The 24,636-nt window shown below is 30.4% G+C and carries 18 protein-coding genes; 13 read left to right on the top strand and 5 right to left on the bottom strand.

Annotated elements, in window-relative coordinates:
• Positions 1 to 156: 156 nt before the first annotated feature.
• The 6 genes from trpD to trpA all read left to right on the top strand — a co-directional run bounded on the left by trpD (position 157) and on the right by trpA (position 4,945).
• Positions 157 to 1,146 carry an anthranilate phosphoribosyltransferase gene (gene trpD / locus MC378_RS11865; protein ID WP_242178973.1) on the top strand — a complete coding sequence of 330 codons (990 nt, stop codon included), beginning with the start codon at positions 157 to 159 and terminating at the stop codon, positions 1,144 to 1,146.
• Between the two features lies 1 nt (position 1,147).
• Positions 1,148 to 1,327, top strand: a complete 180-nt coding sequence (locus MC378_RS11860; protein WP_242178972.1) for a hypothetical protein — start codon at positions 1,148 to 1,150, stop codon at positions 1,325 to 1,327.
• Between the two features lie 22 nt (positions 1,328 to 1,349).
• Complete coding sequence (gene trpC / locus MC378_RS11855) at positions 1,350 to 2,138, top strand: indole-3-glycerol phosphate synthase TrpC (protein WP_242178971.1); 789 nt, start codon at positions 1,350 to 1,352, stop codon at positions 2,136 to 2,138.
• Between the two features lie 2 nt (positions 2,139 to 2,140).
• Entirely contained in the window at positions 2,141 to 2,848 is a 708-nt protein-coding gene (locus MC378_RS11850; protein ID WP_242178970.1) for a phosphoribosylanthranilate isomerase, read from the top strand.
• A 57-nt stretch (positions 2,849 to 2,905) separates the two neighbouring features.
• Positions 2,906 to 4,090: a tryptophan synthase subunit beta gene (trpB, locus tag MC378_RS11845; RefSeq protein WP_242178969.1), complete on the top strand. Its 1,185-nt coding sequence runs from the start codon at positions 2,906 to 2,908 to the stop codon at positions 4,088 to 4,090.
• A gap of 87 nt (positions 4,091 to 4,177) precedes the next feature.
• On the top strand, positions 4,178 to 4,945 hold the full coding sequence (trpA, locus tag MC378_RS11840; protein WP_242178968.1) for a tryptophan synthase subunit alpha: 768 nt from the start codon (positions 4,178 to 4,180) through the stop codon (positions 4,943 to 4,945).
• Between the two features lie 34 nt (positions 4,946 to 4,979).
• On the opposite strand, the gene MC378_RS11835 is transcribed toward trpA, so the two are convergent.
• The 4 genes from MC378_RS11835 to MC378_RS11820 all read right to left on the bottom strand — a co-directional run bounded on the left by MC378_RS11835 (position 4,980) and on the right by MC378_RS11820 (position 12,936).
• Positions 4,980 to 6,593, bottom strand: coding sequence for an amidohydrolase (locus MC378_RS11835; protein ID WP_242178967.1), 1,614 nt, complete (start codon positions 6,591 to 6,593; stop codon positions 4,980 to 4,982).
• Between the two features lie 9 nt (positions 6,594 to 6,602).
• Positions 6,603 to 8,036 carry a M20/M25/M40 family metallo-hydrolase gene (locus tag MC378_RS11830; protein WP_242178966.1) on the bottom strand — a complete coding sequence of 478 codons (1,434 nt, stop codon included), beginning with the start codon at positions 8,034 to 8,036 and terminating at the stop codon, positions 6,603 to 6,605.
• A gap of 65 nt (positions 8,037 to 8,101) precedes the next feature.
• A complete protein-coding gene (locus MC378_RS11825; RefSeq protein WP_242178965.1) occupies positions 8,102 to 9,874 on the bottom strand; it encodes a porin family protein in 1,773 nt (590 codons plus the stop codon).
• Positions 9,874 to 12,936 (bottom strand): tetratricopeptide repeat protein, encoded by a 3,063-nt coding sequence (locus MC378_RS11820; protein WP_242178964.1) that lies wholly within the window; start codon positions 12,934 to 12,936, stop codon positions 9,874 to 9,876. The genes MC378_RS11825 and MC378_RS11820 overlap by 1 nt, the downstream gene beginning before the upstream one ends.
• Before the next feature lie 164 nt (positions 12,937 to 13,100).
• Between MC378_RS11820 and MC378_RS11815 the strand changes: the two genes are divergently transcribed.
• Positions 13,101 to 13,787 carry a cell division ATP-binding protein FtsE gene (locus tag MC378_RS11815; RefSeq protein WP_242178977.1) on the top strand — a complete coding sequence of 229 codons (687 nt, stop codon included), beginning with the start codon at positions 13,101 to 13,103 and terminating at the stop codon, positions 13,785 to 13,787.
• Complete coding sequence (locus tag MC378_RS11810; RefSeq protein ID WP_242178963.1) at positions 13,787 to 14,659, top strand: glycosyltransferase family 2 protein; 873 nt, start codon at positions 13,787 to 13,789, stop codon at positions 14,657 to 14,659. Before MC378_RS11815 ends, MC378_RS11810 begins: the two co-directional genes overlap by 1 nt.
• Here the strand turns inward: MC378_RS11810 and MC378_RS11805 are convergent.
• The gene (locus MC378_RS11805) at positions 14,630 to 15,715 is read right to left on the bottom strand and encodes a glycosyltransferase (RefSeq protein WP_242178962.1); all 1,086 of its coding nucleotides are present in this window, start codon (positions 15,713 to 15,715) and stop codon (positions 14,630 to 14,632) included. The two genes, MC378_RS11810 and MC378_RS11805, sit on opposite strands and share 30 nt — an antisense overlap.
• A gap of 721 nt (positions 15,716 to 16,436) precedes the next feature.
• Here MC378_RS11805 and MC378_RS11800 point away from each other — a divergent pair.
• The 5 genes from MC378_RS11800 to MC378_RS11780 are packed head-to-tail and all read left to right on the top strand — an operon-like array spanning position 16,437 to position 24,548.
• Complete coding sequence (locus MC378_RS11800) at positions 16,437 to 18,536, top strand: bifunctional aldolase/short-chain dehydrogenase (protein WP_242178961.1); 2,100 nt, start codon at positions 16,437 to 16,439, stop codon at positions 18,534 to 18,536.
• A gap of 21 nt (positions 18,537 to 18,557) precedes the next feature.
• Positions 18,558 to 19,829, top strand: coding sequence for a sugar isomerase (locus tag MC378_RS11795; RefSeq protein ID WP_242178960.1), 1,272 nt, complete (start codon positions 18,558 to 18,560; stop codon positions 19,827 to 19,829).
• An 8-nt stretch (positions 19,830 to 19,837) separates the two neighbouring features.
• Positions 19,838 to 21,217: an FGGY-family carbohydrate kinase gene (locus tag MC378_RS11790; RefSeq protein ID WP_242178959.1), complete on the top strand. Its 1,380-nt coding sequence runs from the start codon at positions 19,838 to 19,840 to the stop codon at positions 21,215 to 21,217.
• Between the two features lie 5 nt (positions 21,218 to 21,222).
• Positions 21,223 to 22,371 (top strand): alpha-hydroxy acid oxidase, encoded by a 1,149-nt coding sequence (locus MC378_RS11785; RefSeq protein ID WP_242178958.1) that lies wholly within the window; start codon positions 21,223 to 21,225, stop codon positions 22,369 to 22,371.
• Between the two features lie 53 nt (positions 22,372 to 22,424).
• Positions 22,425 to 24,548, top strand: coding sequence for a right-handed parallel beta-helix repeat-containing protein (locus tag MC378_RS11780; protein WP_242178957.1), 2,124 nt, complete (start codon positions 22,425 to 22,427; stop codon positions 24,546 to 24,548).
• The last annotated feature ends 88 nt before the right edge of the window (positions 24,549 to 24,636 follow it).

Below are 24,636 nucleotides of genomic sequence, written 5' to 3'. Positions count from 1 at the left end.
TCATCAAAATTTATATTGCTGTAATTAGATGAAAATTTAACAAAAAACAATAGGTTTTTAACACAGATCATTACGAGAGAAACAAAGGAATCTCATTTTTAATTAAAAGATTGCCACATCAAATTATCATTTGATTCGCAATGACAAGCAAGAATTATGAAAGCAATTTTAAACAAATTATATAATCACGAGAGATTGTCTAAATCTGAAGCAAAACAAATCTTAAAAGATATTGCTGCAGAGAAATACAATGATGCGCATTTAGCATCATTTATGACCGTTTTTATGATGCGTCCAATAACAGCAGATGAACTTGCTGGTTTTAGAGATGCGTTGATAGAATTGGCTATAAAAGTAGATTTATCAGATTATAATACCATAGATATTGTTGGTACAGGTGGCGATGGAAAAGATACATTTAACATATCTACTTTAACTTCTTTTATTGTTGCGGGAACCGGACAAAAAGTAGCGAAACACGGTAATTATTCGGTGTCTTCTCAGTCTGGTTCTTCCGATATGTTAGAAAGTTTTGGGTACAATTTTACCAATGATGAAAACATTTTGAGAGAACATTTAGAAAAAGCAAACATTTGTTTTTTACATGCTCCTAAATTTCATCCAGCAATGAAAGCTGTAAGTGGAACAAGAAAAGCCTTGGCGTTAAAAACCTTCTTTAATATGTTAGGTCCTTTGGTAAACCCAAGTTCGCCTAAAAACCACATGCTAGGGACTTTTAATTTAGAGGTTGCTCGTTTGTACAATTACATTTTACAAGAAGAAGACATCAATTACGGAATCATTCATGCCTTAGATGGTTATGATGAAATTTCATTAACAAGCGGATTTAAATTCTTTACAAAAAACGGAGAACAAATTATAAATCCAGAAGATTTAGGACAGAAAAGAATTCAACAATCCGAAATATTTGGAGGGAATTCTGTGGCAGATGCTGCAGAAATTTTCAAAACGATTATTGGAGGGAATGGGACAGAAGCTCAGAATAATGTAGTGTTAACAAATGCTGCTTTTGCTTTAACTATTGTAGATGGCACCAAGTCTTTTGAGAATGCGTTTGCAGAAGCAAAAGATTCGTTATTTGGATTGAAAGCAAAACAAACATTAGAAACATTAGTAAATATTTAATATGGCAAAGAAGAAAAATAACATAATGCTAATTATTCCAGCTTTTTTATTGATGGGAACAGCAATTGGAGTACAGATGCAAAGTATTATAAAACATTCAATAACTGGATTAATAGTAGGAATTATCGTTTATTTTTTCTTGTTGTTTAGAAATAAAAAGATAAAAAAGACTAACTCGTAATTTAAATTCATAATTATTTAATATGACAATTTTAGATAAAATCATCGCATTTAAAAAGAAGGAAATTGCTAAGATTAAAGCAGAGGTTCCTGTTCAAAAATTAGTTGAAAGTCCAAATTTTGGACGATCAGTTTTTTCATTAAAAAAATCGTTGTTAGAAGTGGGTTCTACAGGAATCATTGCAGAGTTTAAACGTCAATCTCCATCAAAAGGAATCATTAATGATAAAGCAACCATTGCAGAAGTTACTAATGGTTATTTAGATGCAAATGTAGCTGCACAATCTATTTTAACGGACACTTCTTTCTTTGGAGGAACGATGGCAGATTTAATGGAAGCAAGAATCATTAATCAACAAAAACCAATTCTTAGAAAAGATTTTATTGTTGATGGATTTCAGATTGTAGAAGCAAAAGCCATTGGAGCCGATGTCGTTTTATTAATCGCTTCTTGTTTAACGGAAACGGAATTAAAAAACTACGGAAACTTAGCAACAGACTTAGGTTTAGAGGTTTTATATGAAGTGCATACTCAAGAAGATTTAGACAAGATTAACGATTTAGACGATAAAATTATCGGAATTAATAATCGAAATTTAAAAACTTTTGAGGTTGATTTAGAACATTCTATCAAACTCGCAGGTCAAATTCCTGATACTTGTTTAAAGGTTTCAGAAAGCGGAATTTCGGATCCAAAGATTATAACAGGATTAAAAGAATTTGGATTTCAAGGTTTTTTAATTGGAGAGAATTTTATGAAAACAGAAAATCCTGGAGAAGCTTGCTTAGATTTTATCAATCAAATTAGATAAATATGAAACTGAAAGTTTGCGGAATGAAATTCACAGAAAACATCCAACAAGTTGCAGCCTTGCAACCTGATTATTTGGGCTTTATTTTCTATGAAAAATCAAAAAGAAATTTTGAAGGAATCATTCCAGAGTTTTCAAAATCAATCAAAAAAACGGGTGTTTTTGTAAATGAATATATAGAGATTGTAATTTCTTTAGTAGAAGAATATTATTTGGATGCAATTCAATTACACGGAGATGAATCTGTGGAATATGTTACCGATTTAAAAAATCAGTTAACAGAAAGAAGAGCCTTGTTTATTGAAGAAAATAAAAGTATCAAAAAGCAAAAAAACAAGCACTACATTTCTAAAAATGAAGTTGAAATTATTAAGGTTTTCGGAATTAAAGACGAATTTAATTTTGATGTTTTAAAACCTTATCTAGAAGTTGTAGATTTCTTTTTGTTTGATACAAAAGGAAAAGAAAGAGGAGGAAACGGAACGAAATTCGATTGGTCTGTTTTAGAGAGATATCCTTTTGATATACCTTTCTTTTTAAGTGGAGGAATCGGTCTGGAAGATGTTGATGAACTGCAAAAAATAATAAAATCGAATTTACCAATTTATGCCTTAGATGTAAATAGTAAGTTTGAGAGTAAACCAGGAGTTAAGGAAATAGAAGAGTTAGAAAAATTTAAAAAGAACGTCATTACGAACGCAGTGAAGTAATCTGCTTATTTGTTAAGAGATTGCTTCGTTCCTCGCAATGACAGAATATTAGAAAATATGAAGTCAAAGTTTCATCCAGATAAGAATGGATATTACGGTCAATTTGGTGGTGCATTTATACCGGAATTGTTATATCCAAATGTGAAAGAATTAGAAGATAATTACATTCAAATATTAGACTCTGATGCCTTTCAAGAAGAATATAAAGCCTTATTAAAAGATTACGTTGGTCGCCCAAGTCCGTTGTATTTGGCAAAACGTTTGTCAGAAAAATATGGGGCTTTTATTTATTTAAAACGAGAAGATTTAAACCATACAGGTGCACATAAAGTAAACAATACCATTGGTCAGATTTTGGTTGCTAAGAAATTAGGGAAGACTAAAATTATTGCAGAAACAGGTGCAGGGCAACACGGTGTTGCTACCGCTACCGTTTGTGCTTTAATGGGCTTAGAGTGTACTGTTTTTATGGGAGAAAAAGACATTGAGCGTCAAGCACCAAATGTTGCTCGTATGAAAATGTTGGGAGCAAAAGTGGTACCTGCTTTAAGCGGAAGTAGAACTTTAAAAGACGCTACAAATGAAGCGATAAGATATTGGATTCAGCACCCAGAAACCTTTTATTTAATTGGTTCTGTAGTTGGTCCGCATCCTTATCCAGATATGGTTGCACGTTTACAATCTGTAATATCCGAAGAAATAAAATGGCAATTAAAAGAAAAAACGGGTAAAGAAAATCCGGATACGATTATTGCTTGTGTTGGTGGAGGCTCTAATGCTGCGGGTGCTTTTTATCATTATATGGATGATGAAGAGGTAGAATTAATAGCTGTAGAAGCTTCTGGTTTAGGTGTGAATTCTGGCGAAAGTGCTGCCACTTCTCAATTAGGTGAGGTAGGAATTATTCATGGCTCTAAAACTATTTTAATGCAAGATGAATACGGACAAATTATTGAGCCTTATTCTATTTCTGCAGGTTTAGATTATCCGGGAGTGGGCCCTTTACACGCTTTTTTATATGAAAGTAAAAGAGCGAAGTTTATGGATGCAACAGATAGTGAGGCGTTGGCAGCTGCTTACGAATTAACTAGAATTGAAGGAATTATACCTGCCTTAGAAAGTGCACATGCTTTGGCTGTTTTACCAAAAATTAAGTTTAAAAAAGACCAAGTTGTGGTGGTAAACTTATCGGGTAGAGGAGATAAAGATTTAGAAACGTATATCAATCATTTAGAGGAATAGAAACGTCATTCCGAACAAAGTGAAGGAATCTGCTAATTAATTATGAGATTGCTTCGTTCCTCGCAATGACAGAATGAAACAAAAATTATGAATTCAATTCAAGAATTATTTCAGAAAAAAGATAAAAATTTATTATCGATTTATTTTACTTGTGGTTATCCAAAATTAGAGGATACCACCAAAGTAATTTCAGCATTAGAAAAAAGTGGCGTAGATTTTATAGAAGTTGGTTTGCCCTATTCCGATCCATTAGCAGATGGACCAACGATACAAGATAGTAGCCAAAAAGCACTAGAGAACGGAATTAATTTAGACCTTATTTTTGAGCAGTTAATGTCCATTAAAGAAACTAATAAAACACCTTTAGTTTTAATGGGGTATTTAAACCAGATGCTAAAATATGGCGAAGATAAATTTTGCCAAAAAGTAGTAGATTGTGGTATTGATACGGTGATTCTTCCAGATTTACCAATGATTGAGTTTGAAAATCATTACAAAGCATTGTTTGAAAAATACGGAATTACAAATGTGTTTTTAATAACGCCGCATACATCCGAAGAAAGGATTAGAAAGATAGATGCGTATTCTAAAGCGTTTATTTATGTAGTAGCATCTGCTTCAATTACAGGTGCAAAAGGAGATATTTCTAACAATCAAGTTGCTTATTTCGAAAGAATTAAAAACATGAATTTACAAAGTAAATTAATTATTGGTTTTGGTATTTCAGATAAAGAAACATTTACCACAGCTTGTAGGTATGCTAATGGAACCATTATAGGATCTGCTTTTATTAAGAATTTAGGAGAAAATGGAGTTGATAAGATTGATGATTTTATCAAACCAATTATTTCATAAAAAAAAAAGCGAAACTTAAAGTTTCGCTTTTTTTTTAATATACTTTCTCGCCATTTAAAAATGTGGAAATAACTTTAGTTTTTGGGATTTCACTTCCATTTACTTCCATGATATTTTGATTTAAAATAACAAAATCTGCAAATTTACCAACTTCAATAGAGCCTTTTTCATCCTCTTCAAAATTCGCATAGGCAGCCCAAAGGGTCATTCCTTTTAAGGTTTCCTCTCTGGTTAAAACGTTTTCTATTTGAAATCCATTTTCAGGATAATTGTTGAGGTCTTTTCTAATAGTTGCAGCATAAAATGTTAAAAAGGGATTTACTTGTTCTACAGGAAAATCAGTTCCTAAGGCAATTTTTCCATAGGTATTTAATAATTTTTTATAAGCATAAGCTCCTTTCATTCTATCTTTTCCAATTCTGTCTTTTGCCCAATACATATCAGATGTAGCATGTGTTGGTTGTACCGAAGGTAAAATGTTGTCAAAATTTTTAAAATCATCATTAGAAACAATTTGTGCATGTTCTATTCGCCAACGTCTATTTTTTTCTCCTTTAAGAGCTTCTTTATAGGTTTTTAGCATCCAAGTATTGGCCGAGTCTCCTATGGCATGTGTATTCATTTGAAACTCTGAAGCAGCAATTTGTTTTGCAATTTCTTGATACCTTTTTGGAGTGTAAATTAGGGCGCCAAAATGATTTTCTCTATCTGAATAAGATTTACGCAATGCAGCTCCTCTTGATCCTAAGGCACCGTCACCATAAACTTTAAAAGATCGTACATTTAATCGGTCTGTTTTTGTAATTCCTTTGCTGATGTAATAATCGATCTGTTCTTGATTGTCGGCAGAGACCATTGCATAAATTCGCATTTTTAAATCATTTGCTTTTTGAAGACTGTCAATCAATTCTATTGCAAAACGTGGTAAGCCTGCATCATCTACAGTTGTTAATCCATAAGAAAATGAAATTTTTTGAGCATCTAACAAACCTTGAATGGCTTCTTTTTTTGAAATTGAAGGAAATTTGATAAAATCCATGGCTTCATCAATTAATACGCCCGTCATTTCTCCTCCTTTCATCATGATTTCTCCTCCAGAAACTTTGGTGTCTTTTGTGATTTCTGAGAAATCAATTGCTGCTTGATTTACCAATAGTGCATGTCCGTCAATTCTACCAATGGCAACAGGAATTGTAGGAAATAGTTTGTCTAATTTTTCTTTGGTTGGAAACTCTTTTACTTCCCAATCATTTTGATCCCAACCTCTACCGGTTATAAATGAAGTGTTTTTTTCTTTTTGAAAAGCTACTAGTTTTTCTAAGACTTCATCATAACTTTTTGTGCCTCTTAAATTAACTTTTTGTTCTGACAAGCCTAAACCAAAAAAATGACAATGTGCATCTATTAAACCCGGAACAATGGTTTGGTTCTTGGCATCGATAGTGTTTTTAGATTGATATTTTTCTTGTATTTCTTTGGAGGTTCCAACGGCAATAAATTTTCCGTCTTTTACAGCGAATGCTTCAACTTTATCAAAATTATCATTTACAGAATAAGTGTTAGAATTAATGATAATTAAATCTGCTTTTTCTTTTTGACAAGAAAAGAGTGTTGTAATTATACATGCAAAAAGAAGTATTTTTTTCATAAGTGTGAATTAAAGTTTTACAGGTGTATTTTTATATAAATATTTGTCCATTAGATAAATGATACTTGCCATAGAAGCACTACCTAGTTCTAGTTCTCTTTTGTTTACTTTATCAAAAGTATCTATACTTGTATGATGATAATCGAAATAGCGTTGAGAATCGGGTCTGTAGCCAACTAAAGTAACATTTTCTCCTTTTAAAGGACTAATATCTGCTCCAGATCCTCCTTTGTCTAAATCGTGTAAACCGTATGGTGATAATAGTTTTTTCCAGCTTTGTAATAATTTTGTGTTTACCGTATTTGCATCGATAGAAAAACCTCTGGGAGTGTGCCCTCCAGCATCTGATTCTAAACCACCAATATGATTTTCTTTGTTTAATTTTGCTAATTCTGCATATTTTTTAGCACCTCTTGTTCCGTTTTCTTCATTCATAAAAAATACAACTCTTAAAGTATTTTTGGGCTTGATATTGTTTTTTTTGAATAAATACGCAACTTCTAAAGATTGTACAATTCCTGCACCATCATCATGAGCGCCTTCTCCTAAATCCCAAGAATCTAAATGACCGCCAACAACCATAATGTTTTCTGGGGTTTGAGTGCCTTTTATTTCGCCAATTACGTTAAAAGAAGGTACATCTGCTAAAGTTTCACAGCTTTGTTTAAAGTAGAATTGTAAGCTTGGGTTTTCTTTCAAATCGATACTTAACATATTTGCTGCTCTTGTGCTAATGGCTGCGGTAGGTATGTGTTTTTCTTTGGGCAAATCACCATAAATCATTGTTCCTGTGTGAGGAATGTCATCAACGGCATTTGTCATTGAACGTACAATTACGCCTTTTGCTCCAAATTCTCCACAAACGGCTGCACCTGCGACCCTTTGATCTACACAGCCTCCGTAGGCTCTAAATGTATTGATTAAGGTATTGTCAAAAGGACGGTTAAAGAATACGATTTTTCCTTTCATTTGATCTCCTAAAGCTTTGGCTTCTTCTATGCTTTTTACTTCTATGACTTCTGCAAGAATTCCTGTTTTTGGTGTTGCTACCGAAAATCCTAAAGCACAGATTGGAACATTTTTCTCTTCGCCATTTATAGTGTAAGTTGCAATTTCTTTTTCTCCTCTTACCCAATGAGGAACCATAACGGGTTGTAACCAAACAGAATCTAAACCAACTTCTTTCATTAATTTTTCTCCCCAAAGAACACTTTTAGCAGCTTCTGGAGAACCCGATAAACGTCCTCCAATATTTTGAGTTAAATCTCTTAACCATTCATAAGATTTACCATCTGTTAATGCGCTATTAAAAAGGGTTTTGATATTTGCTGAATCAATTTTTTCTTCTGAAGACAAAGTTGTTAGATCCAGAATCTTTTCATTTTTTTGATTACACGAAATAATAGATATTAATAAGGTAAGTAAAAGGATTGATTTTTTCATTTTGTAGAGCTAGTTAATTATTTTAATTGTTAAAGCTACAAAAATGAAATGAGAAATTAATTTATTTAAAAATCAAATTTATAAGTTATACCTCCTAAAACTTGAAAACCTTGTGTATCAAAATTTGCAAAACGCTGGTAATTGCTATTTAAAATATTGTTTAATTTTAAAAAGGCAGAAAATTTGTCGTTAAAATGATATCCTCCATTTAAGTTTATATCAACAAAATTAGCAAGCCATTTTGTTCCTTTAATACTAGACGGGTAAGCATCGTTGTATATAACACTCTCTCTATCACTAACGTAAAAAATATTACTAGTTGCATACCATTTGTCACTTTTATATTTTCCAAAGATAGTTGCTTGCATATCTGGTAAATTCCATTTTGTGATGGCATTTGTTACAGTATACATATCATATTGAAAATTTGTACCCAAGGTGATTTTTTTAGAGAAATCATATGCGATTTCTCCAAAAATGGTTGTTGTTTTTACATCATCGTAAAAAATATCAAAAGAATTTCCATATTCATATCCTAAAAGACTAAGTCCGTTGCTAAAGTTTGAGGTTCCATCTGACTTAGAGTTGTTTCTAAAAAAGAGCGGTTTGTCTTCTTCGGTTTTTAAAATTCCAACAATATTAAAACTAATATTGTTATTGACCTTTCCGTTAAAGCCTAAATAGAAATTAGATGTTTCGGCTGTTTGAGTAATAAATAATGTTGGAGAAACATAAGGGTTCTCTTCTGTGAAATTTTTATATGTATTTGTTTTTAGTCCACCTGTTAATCCTCCATAGGCATTTAAGTAATCTTTAATAATTTCTCTTTGAATTTTAATTTCTGGAAATAGAAATAGATTTGTTATATCGTTTTCAGAATCAAGAGAGGCTATGATTTTTAAGCCTGTGTTTAAAGAAAATCCTTTGTAGCTTAATTTATATTCTGGATGAAGTTTTGCTGTAACAGTAGAGTATGTTACTTTATTTTTATCAGTATAACTATTGTTAAATTCTCCTTTTAAAAATTCTACGCTTGCTTTTACCGAAATGTCATCGAGTCCAAGGTGTAAAAAACTTAAAGGAAAATCTAATTTGGCATTAAAATTAGCAAGTATTTCTTTGCTACCATAATCATCTGTAAAATAAGCTGCAGAAATTTTTCCGTAATCAATATAAGAATCTATAAAATTAAACTCACCTATTAAATTAAGGTAGTTGTAGGTTTGTTGAGGATTAATTAGGCTAATGGTAGATTCTGTGTAAGGAGTTTCGCTTGGTAAACCATACCAATTGTATCTATTTCTTTCTGTATTTAAAGTTGCTTTCCAGTGAAAATAACGATCTTCTTGTTTATAAAAAAAGCTAGTATTAAAATTAGAGAAATTACTATTTAATACAGAACGACTAACATTATCTTGTGAAGATAAGTATTTAGCAGACAGTCCAAATTCATTTTCAAAACGAGTACTGTGATGTATGAAGGCTTCAATATATGGTGTTGTGTAATTACCAAAACCAGCAGCTAAATAGTTTTTATAAATACGTTCTTTTACGCCTACATCGATTCCTTTAACTACTCCGCTTTTTGGCGTAAAAGTAGATGCAACAGGAGCAGAAAAAATAGTGTATTCTAATTTTTTTTTCTCGCTTTTTTTAAGCAATTTAATAGTTGGGTTTTTCTTTATTTTTTTTGCATCAGCAATTTTTGGGTTATACTTTGTAATTACATTTACAACCTCAGTTTTTACTGTGTCTTTGGCTTGTTCTTTTTTCTTTTCTTGAGCAAATATTGCAGAAAAAACAAATAGCGATAAAAATAGTGTAAAGCCTTTTTTCATTAATTATCGTTTTCTTTTTTTATGATTTCTGTTTTTTTAGGGATAACAGAATTGTTTGTTTTGGCTTCGTTTTCTTTAATTTGGTCTAATTCTTTTTGCGCCTGTTTTACAATATCTTCATATTGTTTAAAGTTTTTAATGATGTTTTCTAACACAAAAGTTGCCTGATAAACATCTTTTAATCCGTAATAATTTTTACCCATTATTACATAACTTTTTACTGCCCAATATTTGTAAGCAGAGTAGTCCGCAATTAATTTTTGAACAACTTTATTAGAGGCTTCATAATCTTTTTGTTGATTTTTGAAAAGCGCACTATAATACAGTGCTTCTGCTTTTAATTCGCCATTTGCAATTCTTTCTATTTCCGTATAATATTCTTCAGAGGTAATAAAGTCCTCATTTTTATAGGAAGCTCTAGCTATTATTATTTTGGCATCGTGTTCTAAACTTAGATCTAGTTTGTCTCTTGATAAAATCTTTTTGGCGTATTCTATAGCAAAATCATAAGCTTCGGTTTCATAATAACCTTTCATTAAATTACTCTGAGCAAAAAGTACATTTTCTGTCGTATATGCTTCTTGTTCTAGCCTGTCTAATAAAGGAAGTGCATTGCTAAAATCTTCTTTTTGTAAATAGATTTGAGACAATTTGTTTAAAGATTCTTCACTAAATTCGTTTTGTTCTTCTTCTAAGACTACTTTATAGCTAGGTATTGCCTTTTCAAATTCTTTAACTTTAAAATAGATTTCACCTAAATAAAAGTTGGCTTTAAGTTTATGAATTCCTTCTGGAAAAGTTCTAATATATTTAAACAAACTGTTTACAATTTCATTACCATCTCTAGATTCAAAATATTTTTTCTCTGCAACGGCAAAAGTAGTATTGTCAATGTCAGAATTTGTAATATTGATGAATTTTAAGGTCTTAATCCATTTTAAATATTCATCTAAATTACCATTGTCAATATAAATGTTACGTGCATTGGCAACAGCTTCAAAAGCGTCTGGAGAATTAGGAAATTTACTTGTGGTTAGTTTGAATTTTTTTAAAGCTTTTTCATTATCGTTATCGTTATAGTACAATAGCCCCTGTCTTACTAAAGCTTTTGGTAAAAACACACTCTTAGGATGTTTTTCTAGTAATCTATCGTAAGCTAAATGTGCTTTTTCATTGTCTTTTAGTTTTGTGTATGTGTTTGCCAATTGATACAAAGCATCATCTTTTAAAGAAGAAATTTGATATTCATTCACAACATTTGTCAATGCTTTTATTTTGGCTTCATGATTGTTTAAAAAGCCATAACTCATCCCTATTTGATATTGGGCATAATCTGCTTTAGAACCAATTTCGTCTACAACATTTTTGTAAGAATCAATTGCTTTTGTATAATTTCTTGTCGCAAAATAACTATCTCCCAAACGTATTCTAGCATCATCTTTTACGTCGTTTTCAATAGCCTCTGTTTTTAGGAAATTTTCAAATGCATCTGCTGCTTTTTCATATTCTTTTAATTGAAAATAACTGTAACCAATATTGTATTCTACCAATACAAAATCTTTGTCTTTTTTAGAGTTTAAGAATTTGTTTAAAATAATGAACTTTGTTAAAGCTTCTTTGTAATTCTCTAATCTATAAAGGGTTTCTGCTTCCCAATATTGTGCTTTTTGATTAATTTCTGGGCTTTCTGATTTCTTGCTTTCTGTGAAAAAAGGGAGTGCTTCTTTAAGTTTTTTATTGTTGAATAACTGAATTCCTCTGTACAAACTAACTTCTAGTGCTAAGGCGATATTTTCTTCAGATTTTTTTTTAGATAAAAGCTCTAGAGCACCCTTATAATTTTGTTGATGAATGAATGAAGAAACAACGAGTTCATTAATTTCATTATACGCTTTAGATTTTGGATATTTTTTTAAATATTCTTGTAATATATCAGAAACATTTCTAAAAGGATTTCCTTCTTCGTAACTTAATTTGGCATAATTTAATGCGGCATCTTGCTGAATATCTTCACTAAAGTCCATTTCAGAAGCTGTTTTAAATGCATTTAGAGCCTCTGTTTTTTGCTCTAAATTTAAGTAACATTCTCCTAAATGGTAGTAAGCATTTTGTGCAATAGCATTTTTTTCATCTATGATTTTATTAAAGTAATTAATGGCATTTTCAAAATCATTTTGTTTAAAATAGGCATATCCTAATTGGTAAAAATCGGTATTATTCCATTTTCCTTTTTTTCCTTTATAACCTTTTAAATAAGGAATGGCTTCTTTGTATTGTTTTAAGTTAAAATAACTTTCTCCAATAATTTTAGAAATCTCAGATTGTTCTTTCTGTCTAACAGTACCAATTAATTTAGTTCCAACATCTATACATCGTTTAAACTTTCCTGCTTTAAAACTGATGTCTAATAAATAATATGAAATTTCTGCTCTGTAAGATTCGTTATCAGCAATTTCTTTTAAAGTAGATTCGGCAATGCCATAATCTTCTAGTTTGTAGGCAATATAGCCATAGTAATATCTTGAGTCGTTACCGTATTTTGCATCGTTAATTAACGGTAAAAAACGTTCTTTAGCAAGCGTTAAGTTTTTAGTTGTTAAAAAACAATATCCCATTTTAAAATTCAACTCTTTTCTATTCTCTTTAGAGAGTTGATCGGCATTAACTTTCTGAAACCATTTTAAAGAATAAGCGGCTTTTTTGTTGGCAAAATAATAATTCCCAACATTAAAAAAAGCTTTGTTTTTCTTGTTGCTAGTTGGATTTTCTTCAACAAAATTCAATACTTTTTTATCTGCTTCGGTTTGATTTAATTTTACAGCACACATTGCATCATAATAAGATGCATCTGCTTTTAGGTTAGAATTAGGGATTGCATTTTCTTTAACTTTAACAAAAGTTTTTTGAGCTGCCGCATAAGATTTATTGTTAAATAAACTTAGGGCGTTATTAAAATCGGTTAAAATGCTAGCATCAATAATAGATTGCTGACAAAAAACCAGAGTAGAAATAAAAAAAGAAAAAATGAATAGAAATAGTTTTCTATTATAAACAAACTTCATACAATTATTTTTGATGCTCAAAATGAATAACGCACTTTTTTTTATTTTGTTGGATAGATAAAGAAAAAAAAAGTAAAATATTTTGTATCAAAAATAAGAATTGTTTGCAATTCATAGTAAAAAAATCGTTAGAAACTTCTAAGTTTGTAGAAACTAGTTATTTTATGGAAAAACCTGTCTTACATTTAGAAAATGCTGATATTTATCAACGAGATAATTTAGTCTTGTCTAAGGTGAATTTAACTATATTTAAAGGGGATTTTTACTATTTAATAGGAAAAACGGGAAGCGGAAAAAGTAGTTTAATGAAAACCTTGTATGGAGATTTAAACTTACAAAAAGGTACTGGCTCAATTGTTGGTTTTGATTTAAAGGGTTTGAAAGAAAAAGAAATTCCTTTTTTAAGAAGAAAAATTGGTATTGTTTTTCAGGACTTTAAATTATTAAACGATAGAACTGTTTTTGAAAACCTAAAGTTTGTTTTAAAGGCAACAGGGTGGAAAAATAAAGAAGAAATTAAGTCTAAAATTAATGAAGTTTTGCAGAAAGTTGGGATGCAAGAACAATATTATAAGAATACGTTCGAACTTTCTGGAGGAGAGCAGCAAAGAATAGCTATTGCAAGAGCTTTGTTAAATGATCCGGAGTTAATTTTGGCAGATGAACCAACAGGTAATTTAGACCCGAAAACTTCATTAGAAGTAATGGAGCTTTTAAATGACATTCATAAAAGTGGAAAAACCATTTTAATGGCTACGCATGATTATCAATTAATTGTAAAGTTTAAACAAAAAACCTTAAAGTGCGAAGGAGGAGATTTGTTTGAAGTTGCACAACAAGCTACTGTTTAATGCTTTCGGTTTTAGTTGCTACATATAATTGGGATATACGTTTATTGGTAAAAAAACTCTATACTCAATTAGAAAAAGCTTCAATTCCTTTTGAAATTATTTGTATTGATGATGCCTCTGTGTCTGAGCGAAATATTAAAAACGAGCAGTTAAATTCTTACAAAAATTGTTCTTTTACAACACTTTCTAAAAACATTGGTAGAAGTAGTTTAAGAAATTTGTTGGCTCGTAAAGCAACTTACGATTCATTATTGTTTTTAGATGCTGATGTTTTTCCTGTGTCGGATAAGTTTATAGAAAACTACATTTCTAATCTAGATAAAGTTAATGTTTTAATTGGGGGAATAGCTTATAAAGATGGTATAGACACTTCTAAATTACGTTGGAAATTAGGAAAGAAAAGAGAAGAGTTTTCTGCGGATATAAGAAATAAAAACTCCTATAAATATTTTTTCACAGGAAATTTTTTGATTAAAAAAGAAATGTTTCACCATTTACAATTTGATGAAAATTTAATTAAATATGGTTATGAAGATTTGCTTTTTAGTAAAGAATTAGAAAAGAGAAATATAAAAATTAAGCATATTAATAACCCTGTTTTTCATCTAGGAATTGATGAAAATACTGTGTTTATTGAAAAGACAAAACAGGCAATTAAAAATTTAGTTTTTTTAATTTCAGAGAAAAAAATTTTAAAAGAAGATACTACTTTAACTGCTACTTATTTTAAATTAAAACGCTTTGGTCTCGTTTTTCTTTTAAATAAAAGATCAAAGAAATTAGAGAGCTTAGCCATTAACAAATCGTCATTGTTCTTTTTACAACTGTTCAGATTAAGTTATTTACACCAAGTTCTTAAAAATACCAATTAATTCTTCTTCTTGATTTTCCCAAATCAAATCATTTTTCGCTTTTTGTAATGCTTTAGAAAAGTCTTTTTTAAGCATCTTTTTAATTTGATCTGCTATTATTTTTGGATTTCTATTTAATGCGATTTCACCTACATTATAATTTAGAATCACTTGTTTCATTTCGGGTAAATTAGAAACTAAAACAGGAACTTGAGCCTGTATATAATCGAAAATTTTATTGGGCAATGCAAACCTGTAATTTAAGCCTAAATCTTCTTCTAAACTTATTCCAATAGCTGCCAATGGTGTAATATTGTGTAGTTTTTTTGGATCGATTTTCCCTAAGAATTTAACTTTATCCTCTATTTTTTTAGCAATAGTTTCTTTTTGTAAACGATCAAGAATATCTCCAGAGCCTGCAATTACAAAAATACAATTCGGCAAATGTTGTACTGCTTCAATCATTAATTCTAGTCCTCTACCAATATTTACGGAACCTTGATATAGAATTACTTTTTTATCATTTACTTGAAAAGGAAAATGAGAGGGTTTCAGTTCTTTTTGTAATGGCAGGTTTTTAATAATCTTAAACTCTGAATTATATTTTTCAGAGTAAAAATCAGCAATACTTTTACAAACAGTATAGTTGTTTTTAAGTTTAGGAATCATCAATCTTTCTAGACTTAACCAAAATTGTTTAATAGAAGGCTTATTTACCAATTCTGGAGTTTCAGAAAATAATTCATGACTATCAAAAACAATGGGTTTTTGCTGTATTTTACTAACAAGAAAGTTGGCTAGTAAAGTGTCTAAATCGTTAGAAAGCAAAATGTCTTTTTTAGAAAAAAGTAAAAGAAAAAAAAGCCTAAAGTTGTATTCTGCATAAAATAAAAAGCCTTTATTAAAAAGTAGTTTTATACGCTTAGTTTTGTAGTTTCTTTCTATTTTTAAGCTGTTTTTTTGTTTTCTTCCAACTAATAAAATATTGTAACCAGCAGTATGTAAAGTTGTACAAACTTTTGCAACGCGTTGGTCAGTAGATAAATCAGTGGTAACAGAAACAATAACTCTTTTCAAGTAAAAATATTTAGCAAAGGCAAGATAAAATAAAAATAGCACTTCTATGTCAAAGTAGAAATATTGCTTAAAAAAAAGGGAATACTTTTTTAATTATTTTTTGATTGGAATTTATTTGTAAATAATTATAAAACACCTGTTTTATAGCTAAAAACAATCAAATACTACCCAAATACTACCTTGTTTTTTTTACAAATATATCTTTTTAAGGTGTAAATTTGTAGAAAGCTATTCTTTTACCCTAATAAATTTATGGCGGAACAAATGGTCCCCCAATATTTAATAAAAACCTTCAATGATAAATTGGAGGTTTTTTTTGTTGATAAATTATTCTAAAATCAAAATCTTGCGATGAAAGTAATTCGTATTCTCATACATCTAAAATTAGAGGATAATTATAACCTTACTTTTTTAAGGATATCTTACTCTAAATTTCCTGTTGGTAAGTTCAATTTTATACTTTTATTTCGCAAAACTTCCTGTTTTATACGATCTGCTTAATTGCTTGTTTTATTTGCCTTTTATGTGGTTCCGGTAGTATTTAAGGCGTAGAATTGTTGCCTATTTATGTATTTTTGAAATTGTCAAAAGTTTTTACTCTCGTTTAAAATGAGGTTCTTTATTAAAAGAAAGTTGCATTTTATTTCACACAAAACGAGTGAAAACTGTTTTTAATAAGAACCTTATTAAATGTATTTTAATTTATAAAAACCACCAACAAATGTCAATAAAGAAATATCGTTACGTTAATGATCTCTGGGATGAAAAAAAAGTAGCACAAATAAAAAATGATGAAGTAGCACAGTTTTTATATCGTTCTAACATTCTTGGGAGTGACCTTAGAATTACCAATTACGGAGGAGGAAACACAAGTTGTAAAACGATAGAAAAAGACCCGTTAACAAACAAAGATGTTGAAGTAATGTGGGTAAAAGGTTCTGGTGGTGATATCGGAACTTTAGACAGAAGTGGTATTGCAGGTTTGTACACAGAGCGTTTACGAGATTTAAAAAAAGTATATAAAGGTGTTGAGTATGAAGATGAAATGGTAGCGCTTTTTAATCATTGTATTTATGATTTAAACAGTAAAGCGCCATCTATTGATACACCATTGCATGGTTTGTTGCCTTTTAAACATATTGATCATTTACATCCTGATGCATTAATTGCAGTAGCTGCAGCAAAAGATAGTGAAAAGATTACCAAAGAAATTTGGGGAGATACTATGGGGTGGGTGCCTTGGAAAAAACCAGGTTTTGAACTTGGGCTAATGTTAGAGAAATGCTTAAAAGATAATCCAGGAATCCGTGGAATAGTTTTAGGAAGTCACGGTTTATTTACCTGGGGAGATACTTCTTATGAATGTTATGTGAATAGCTTAGAAGTTATTGAACAAGCATCTATTTACATCGAAAATAAAATTATAGAAAATGGTGCGGTTTTTGGCGGAAAAATTATTGAAAGTTTACCGAAAGAAGAACGATTAGAAAAAGCTGCAATTTTAGCACCACTTTTAAGGGGCTTATGTTCTTCTGAAAATAGAATGATTGGTCATTTTACAGATGATGATAAAGTTTTAGAGTACATTAATAGTAAAGATTTACAACGTTTGGCTCCTATGGGAACTTCATGCCCAGACCACTTTTTAAGAACTAAAATTCAACCTTTAGTATTAAACTTAGATTCATCTGATGATATAAATGATACCGATGCCATTCTTAAAAAATTAGAACCAGCGTTTGATGTTTATAGAAAAGAGTACGAACAGTATTATGAAACGTGTAAAAATCAAACAAGTCCTGCAATAAGAGATGCAAACCCAGTAATTATTTTATATCCTGGTGTAGGGATGTTTAGTTTTGCAAAAAACAAACAAACAGCTCGTGTAGCAAGTGAGTTTTATATCAATGCAATCAATGTAATGCGTGGCGCTGAAGCGATTTCAGAATATACATCATTGCCTCGTCAGGAGGCTTTTGATATTGAGTATTGGTTGTTAGAAGAAGCCAAATTACAACGTATGCCAAAAGAGCAACCACTATCTAGAAAAGTAGCTTTAGTTACTGGTGCTGGTGGTGGAATTGGAAAGGCAATTGCCGATAAATTAGCTGCCGAAGGAGCCAATGTTGTACTTGCAGATTTGTCTGAAGAAAGATTAAAAGAAGCAGTTGCTACTTACAAAGGTGATACAGCCATTTATGTTCAAGGTGATGTTACTGATAGCAATTCAATTGCAAATACTTATAAACAAGCATGTTTAGCTTTTGGTGGAGTGGATATTGTGGTTCATAGTGCAGGTTTGGCAATTTCAAAACCACTAGAAGAAACCACTGATAAAGATTGGGATATTTTACAAAACGTTTTAGTAAAAGGCCAGTTTGAGTTAGCAAAACAAGGAGTTGCTATTTTAAGAAAGCAAAATTTTGGGGGAGATATTGTAAATATTGCGAGTAAAAATGGATTAGTTTCAGGACCTAATAATGTGGGGTATGGAACAGCAAAAGCAGCGCAACAACATATGTCTAGATTATTAGCTGCAGAATTAGGAGCGGATAAAATAAGAGTAAATGTTGTAAATCCAGATGGTGTTATTGTTGGTAGTAAAATTTGGGAAGGCGAATGGGCAGAAGGACGTGCCAAAGCGTATGGGATTACAGTAGAAGAATTACCTGCGCATTATGCTAAAAGAAACTTACTAAACGAAATTATTTACCCTGCAGATATTGCCAATGGGGTATTTTCGTTAGTTGCAATTTTAAATAAAAGTACTGGAAATATCATTAATGTTGATGGAGGAATGGCAAATGCTTTTGTAAGGTAATTAGCTTTTAAAACTAAAATTATGCAAATAGATAAAAAACAAATAGCCACATTTAATAAAAATTTATTAGTTGAGCATAAAGAGAACTTAACAAGTTTATCAAAAAAGCACAAGAATATTGAGCAAGTTATTGATACAATTTCAAATTATAATATAGCAATACCAAGTTGGGCTTTAGGTGCAGGAGGTACTCGTTTTGGAAAATTTGGTTTTGGTGGCGAACCTAGTAATTTAGAACAGAAATTAGAAGATATTGGTGTTATAAATACTTTAACTAAATCTGCAAATGCCGTTTCATTACACATCCCTTGGGACATTCCTAAAGATGCAGAAGCGATTAAAGCAAAAGCAAAAAGTTTAGGCATTCAATTTGATGCAATGAACTCCAATACATTTCAAGATCAAGAAGGTCAAGAACATAGTTATAAATTTGGATCTCTATGCCATACAGATAAAAAAGTAAGAGATCAAGCTGTTGCTCATAACAAACAAGTAATTGATTATGGTGTGGCACTAGGCTCTAAATCTTTAACAATATGGTTAGCAGATGGCTCAAACTTTCCGGGGCAATTAAACTTTAGACGTGCTTTTGAAAATACATTGTCAAGTTTAAAAGAAATATATGCGCATTTACCATCCGATTGGAAATTGTTTATAGAGTACAAACCTTACGAACCAAATTTCTATTCAATGGTGATTCAAGATTGGGGAACCTCACATATGTTGGCTAAAGATTTAGGAGAGCAAGCCTATACTTTGGTAGATTTAGGGCATCATTTACCAAATACAAATATAGAACACATTGTTGCTACTCTTATGACAAGAGGTATGTTAGGTGGTTTTCATTTTAATGATAGTAAATATGGTGATGATGATTTAAGTGTTGGTGTAATCAAACCGTATCAGTTATTTTTAATTTTTAACGAATTGGTTTTTGGAATGGAAAATAATTCTTCAAACAACCCAATTCCTGCATGGATGATTGATGCAAGTCATAATTTAAAAGATCCTTTAGAAGATTTAATTCAGTCCATAGAGGCTATAGAAACGGCTTATGCAAAAGCATTGCTAATAGATCAAGAAGCACTAGAGAGTGCGCAATTAAATAACGATGTGGTAGAAGCACAACGAATCTTACAGGATGCTTTTAATACAGATGTTAAAACAATTTTAGCAGAAGCCAGATTAAGAAATGATGGAGCTATAGATCCTATTTTAGCATTCAGGAATTTAGAGGTAAGAAATGAATTAATTAAAGAAAGAGGTTTGAAATCTACCGCAACAGGATTATAAAAAATACAATGGACGCTCTATTAAAGCAAAAAGTGATAGCAGTATTTGATATTGGAAAAACTAATAAAAAGTTTTTTCTTTTTGATACTAAATATAGAGAAGTCTATAAAGAATATATTACGTTAACAGAAATAGTTGATGAAGATGGATTTCCAACAGAAGATATTTATGCTCTTCAAAATTGGATGAAATCTCTTTTTGATACAATGTTACTTTCTGATAAATTTGAAATTACAGCGGTAAACTTTTCTACATACGGAGCTAGTTTTATTCATTTAGATGAAAATGGAAAAATACTTACTCCACTTTATAATTATTTAAAACCGATTCCATCAACTATTTTGGACGATTTTGAAAGTACTTATGGAGACATTTCTGTTGAAACGGGTTCGCCAAAATCTGCAATGTTAAATTCTGGAATGCAGTTGTATTGGATAAAAAAAAGTAATCCAGAAGTTTATAAAAAAATTAAATACTCCTTACACTTACCACAATATTTAAGTTACTTATTTACGGGAATTCCGTTAAATGAATATACAAGTTTAGGGTGTCATACGGCACTTTGGGACTATCAAAATAAAGATTATCATAGTTGGGTTTATCAAGAAGAAATTCATAAAATTCTTCCGCCTATAGTTTCTGCTGAAACAAGTATTCATAAAGTTTACAATGGAAAGCCAATTAAAATTGGGGTAGGGATTCACGATAGTTCGTCGGCTCTTATTCCGTATATGAGAAGTTATAAAAAACCATTTATATTGGTGTCAACAGGAACTTGGAGTGTATCATTAAATCCGTATTCTAAATCATTGTTAACCAAAGCTGATCTTCTAAATAATACTATTAATTATATGAAAGTTAATGGTGAAGCAGTAAAATCATCAAAATTATTGTTAGGAAAAGAATATCAATACCAAGTAAATCTACTAAGCAATTATTTTAAAGTTCCTTCTGATTTTCATAAATTGGTAAAATTTGACGATAAGATTTTTAAAAACATAGAAAACAATTTTGCAGATTGTTTTCGTTGGGAATATTTGTCAAATCAAAAGAAACCTATTAAAACAACAATAACTCAAACTAATTTTCAAGAAGCCTATCATCAATTAATGATGGAACTTGTTCAATTACAAATAAAGAATATAGAAGCATCGAAAGGAGTAAATAAATCTATAAAAAACATATTTATAGATGGTGGATTTAGTGATAACGATGTGTTTATTCAATTACTAACATATTATTTAAAAGATCTTAAAGTGTGGTCTACAAACTCCTCTTTAGGTTCTTCTTTAGGTGCAGCTATTGTAATTTCAAACAAAAAACTAGGCGCTAAGTTTTTAAAGAAGAAATATGTGTTAAAAAAACATATTCCATTTATTTTAAAGTAAAAAATATGACACTAAATATAAATTCAAAGTACCCTTCTGTAAACGACTTAAGGTTGAAAGCACAAAAAAAAATACCCAAATTTGCTTTTGAATATTTAGATGGTGGTTGTAATGAAGATGTAAACTTGCATAGAAATACGTCTGAACTTAGAGAGGTACAATTAAAACCAAACTATTTAAGAAATCATTTAAAATCATCTTTAAAAACCAAACTTTTTGGAATTGAATACGATGCTCCGTTCGGTATTGCTCCTGTTGGTTTACAAGGATTAATGTGGCCTAATTCTCCAGAAATATTAGCAAAAGCTGCATTTCAACACAATATTCCCTTTATACTTAGTACAGTAACTACAACAAGTATCGAAAGAGCAAGTGAACTTACGGAAGGTAAAGCTTGGTTTCAATTATATCATCCAACAGAAGATAAATTGAGAGATGCTCTTATTAATAGAGCAGCAGCGGCAGAATGTCCAGTTCTTGTTATTTTATGTGATGTTCCAACCTTTGGTTTTAGACCTCGTGACATTAGAAATGGATTGGCTATGCCTCCAAAAATGTCTGTAAATAATATTTTACAAATATTAGGCAAACCGCATTGGGCTTTAGAAACCTTAAAATATGGGCAACCTAATTTTGAAAATTTAAAACCTTATATGCCAAAAGGATTGGACTTAAGACAGTTGGGGAAATTTATGGATCAAACATTTAGTGGTCGCTTAAATGAAGAAAAAATTAAACCGATTAGAGATATGTGGAAAGGAAAGATTGTTTTAAAAGGTGTTGCTTCTGATTCTGATGCAGAGGAAGCCATACGCTTAGGTTTAGATGGTATTATTGTTTCAAATCACGGAGGAAGACAATTGGATGCAGGGCAATCTACAATAAAACCACTGAAAACGATTGCTGAAAAATATGGAGATAAAATTGAAGTAATGATGGATAGTGGTCTTCGTTCGGGACCAGATATTGCCAGGTCATTAGCTTCAGGAGCAAAATTTACTTTTTTAGGACGTTCTTTTATGTACGGAGTTTCTGCTCTAGGAAAGAAAGGTGGCGATCATACCATCTCTTTATTAAAAACAGAACTACAACAAGTGATGGAGCAAATAAACTGTGAAAAAACAGAACATTTTCCAAATTTCTTAATAAAATAAGGAAACTTTATTTAATTTCATTTGTCTTTTTAATATCAAAAATGTGTAATAGTATGAAAACTTATTTCTATTTTATTCTTTGCTTTTTATCAGTACAAACAATTTTTGCTACCGATTTTTATTGCGACCCAATTCATGGAAGTGAAAATAATAACGGAAGTAAAAATAGCCCATGGAAAACCTTAGAAAGTGTTTTTGAAAAAGGGGTGAAATTTAATTCTGATGATGTAATTTTTTTACTTTCAGGAAATCATGGGGATGTAAAAGTAATTGGTGAAAACCAAAAATACATTAATATTAAAGTATTAAAAGGTCAGAAGCCTATTATTAATTCTATTGTTTTTGGATCGGATGAGTTGCCAGCTTCTAAATGGATTTTTACAGGGATTCTTTTTAAAGAATCTACAAACACGAATACTGTTTTGATAAATCAAAATAGTTCTAAGATTCGATTCATAGGAAATCATTTCATTTCAGAAGGGAATAATGATACGGCAATTGTAATTAATGGAGCAAATTGTAAAATTGAAAATAATATCATTTCTAATTATAAAAAAGGAATTCAAGTTTCGGGTCAAAAAAATCAAATCAGAAATAATAGAATAGATTTTTTTAGCAATAAAGCAATAGAAGTTTCGGGGAGTTATAATCAGTTTGAGTACAACTTAATTAAAGAAAGCAGAGCAACAGACGTAGAAGTAAATACTGCTATGTTCTTAACAGAAAAGGCAATAAAAGGAAATATTTTTAGGGGAAATACAATAATCAATTTTATAAAGTTTAATAGAAATGATATTGGTTTGTTAAATGGTATTTACGCAACAAATTCAATAATTACAGAATCTATTTTTGAAAATAATGTAATTATTACAAATGGTGAAAACGGAATATCACTAAAAGGAACTTTAAATAACTTAAAAATCGTAAACAATACGGTTGTAAACCCCTATTTTGGTCTAAAAATAAAAGGTGAAAATAAAATCAATTCTCCATTGGCAATTAAAGTTATTGGTAAAAATGATTCATCAAATCTTATTATAAGAAATAATTTGTCTAACAATTTTATCTTTGAGAGTATAAAGGGAATTGCAGATTACAATCTAAGTATTCCAGTTTCTGTACATGAATTTGATTTGTGTTTTAAAAATTGGGCGCTTTTTGATTTTTCTTTAAGCGAGAACTCTAAAGCATTAAACAAAGGAACAAAAGAGATGGCTCCTAAGTTAGATGTCAGCCTCAATAGTCGTTCATTAGGAAACTTTATAAATATAGGGGCTTTTGAATATTCTAAAATTAATGAATCTAATGAGATTTTTACAATACAAGCAGAAATTTCAGACAGACAGCTGCACTCAAAAGGGAAAGGAGATTGGGACGGACAACCTCAAATAAGAATTGGTGGTGTGGCAGAAAAAGTAGATGGAGCAGGAGTTTTTCCTTTTAAATTGCCTGTAATACCAGGAGGTAAAGAGATCATCTCTGCAAAATTTAAAATAAACTTATCTAAAATAGATAATCAGCCTAATGGAGGAATTGACTTATATGGATTAACACCAAAATCTAATTTTTGGGTGACTGACGATATGTTTTATCAAGGTACATTTGGACAAGATGTAAAGGCAAGACCAATTCAGAATAATTTTGTAGATTCAGATATGTATTTTGGAGAAATTACAACAAATAACGTTGGAAAAGAAGGATTAAAGTCCTATTTAAATACTGTTTTAGAAACTGGGAGTAAATCGGGAGATTATGTCTTTTTAAGGATCAATCCAAATGCTAAAGATGTTTCCGATTTTAATAGATGGAATTTTGTAAGTGCAAATAGCAAACAAAATGATAAAAAACCAAGCCTAGAAATTACGGTTGGATACCAAGAATTAAATAAAGCTGTTCTTGCTAAGACAAAAACGATAAAAAATACAATTGTTGTAGCTCCAAATCCTATTCGTAATGGTGATGTTTCTTTCTACTTCTTAGGTTTTCAAAAAGATGAGCAAGTACAATTAAAATTATTAAATTTTTTAGGTGAAGTTGTTCTAAATCATACCTTAAAAATGAATGAAGCAACTGAAAATGTTTACCGAACAAATGGCTTAAAATTACCGATTGGTAAATATATTTTAGAGTCAACGGTAAAGTTACAAGCCACAAAACAAATGTTATTTATTTGGTAATTTTTTAGAAATTTTACTTTTGAGTAATTCATAGAATTGATTAAAAATAATTTCAGATAATATAATTTTAGCCCATTTTTTTTATTTA

Origin of the sequence: Polaribacter marinus, from assembly GCF_022662535.1 — a bacterium.
Lineage (GTDB): Bacteria > Bacteroidota > Bacteroidia > Flavobacteriales > Flavobacteriaceae > Polaribacter > Polaribacter marinus.
Note: the sequence above shows the minus strand (reverse complement) of the source record. Positions and strands in the feature narration are given on the sequence as shown.

Bases quoted from the DNA above. Each gene is read 5' to 3' on its own strand.
- trpD (WP_242178973.1), top strand. From the start codon at position 157: ATGAAAGCAATTTTAAACAAATTATATAATCACGAGAGATTGTCTAAA.
- MC378_RS11860 (WP_242178972.1), top strand. From the start codon at position 1,148: ATGGCAAAGAAGAAAAATAACATAATGCTAATTATTCCAGCTTTTTTA.
- trpC (WP_242178971.1), top strand. From the start codon at position 1,350: ATGACAATTTTAGATAAAATCATCGCATTTAAAAAGAAGGAAATTGCT.
- MC378_RS11850 (WP_242178970.1), top strand. From the start codon at position 2,141: ATGAAACTGAAAGTTTGCGGAATGAAATTCACAGAAAACATCCAACAA.
- trpB (WP_242178969.1), top strand. From the start codon at position 2,906: ATGAAGTCAAAGTTTCATCCAGATAAGAATGGATATTACGGTCAATTT.
- trpA (WP_242178968.1), top strand. From the start codon at position 4,178: ATGAATTCAATTCAAGAATTATTTCAGAAAAAAGATAAAAATTTATTA.
- MC378_RS11835 (WP_242178967.1), bottom strand. From the start codon at position 6,593: ATGAAAAAAATACTTCTTTTTGCATGTATAATTACAACACTCTTTTCT.
- MC378_RS11830 (WP_242178966.1), bottom strand. From the start codon at position 8,036: ATGAAAAAATCAATCCTTTTACTTACCTTATTAATATCTATTATTTCG.
- MC378_RS11825 (WP_242178965.1), bottom strand. From the start codon at position 9,874: ATGAAAAAAGGCTTTACACTATTTTTATCGCTATTTGTTTTTTCTGCA.
- MC378_RS11820 (WP_242178964.1), bottom strand. From the start codon at position 12,936: ATGAAGTTTGTTTATAATAGAAAACTATTTCTATTCATTTTTTCTTTT.
- MC378_RS11815 (WP_242178977.1), top strand. From the start codon at position 13,101: ATGGAAAAACCTGTCTTACATTTAGAAAATGCTGATATTTATCAACGA.
- MC378_RS11810 (WP_242178963.1), top strand. From the start codon at position 13,787: ATGCTTTCGGTTTTAGTTGCTACATATAATTGGGATATACGTTTATTG.
- MC378_RS11800 (WP_242178961.1), top strand. From the start codon at position 16,437: ATGTCAATAAAGAAATATCGTTACGTTAATGATCTCTGGGATGAAAAA.
- MC378_RS11795 (WP_242178960.1), top strand. From the start codon at position 18,558: ATGCAAATAGATAAAAAACAAATAGCCACATTTAATAAAAATTTATTA.
- MC378_RS11790 (WP_242178959.1), top strand. From the start codon at position 19,838: ATGGACGCTCTATTAAAGCAAAAAGTGATAGCAGTATTTGATATTGGA.
- MC378_RS11785 (WP_242178958.1), top strand. From the start codon at position 21,223: ATGACACTAAATATAAATTCAAAGTACCCTTCTGTAAACGACTTAAGG.
- MC378_RS11780 (WP_242178957.1), top strand. From the start codon at position 22,425: ATGAAAACTTATTTCTATTTTATTCTTTGCTTTTTATCAGTACAAACA.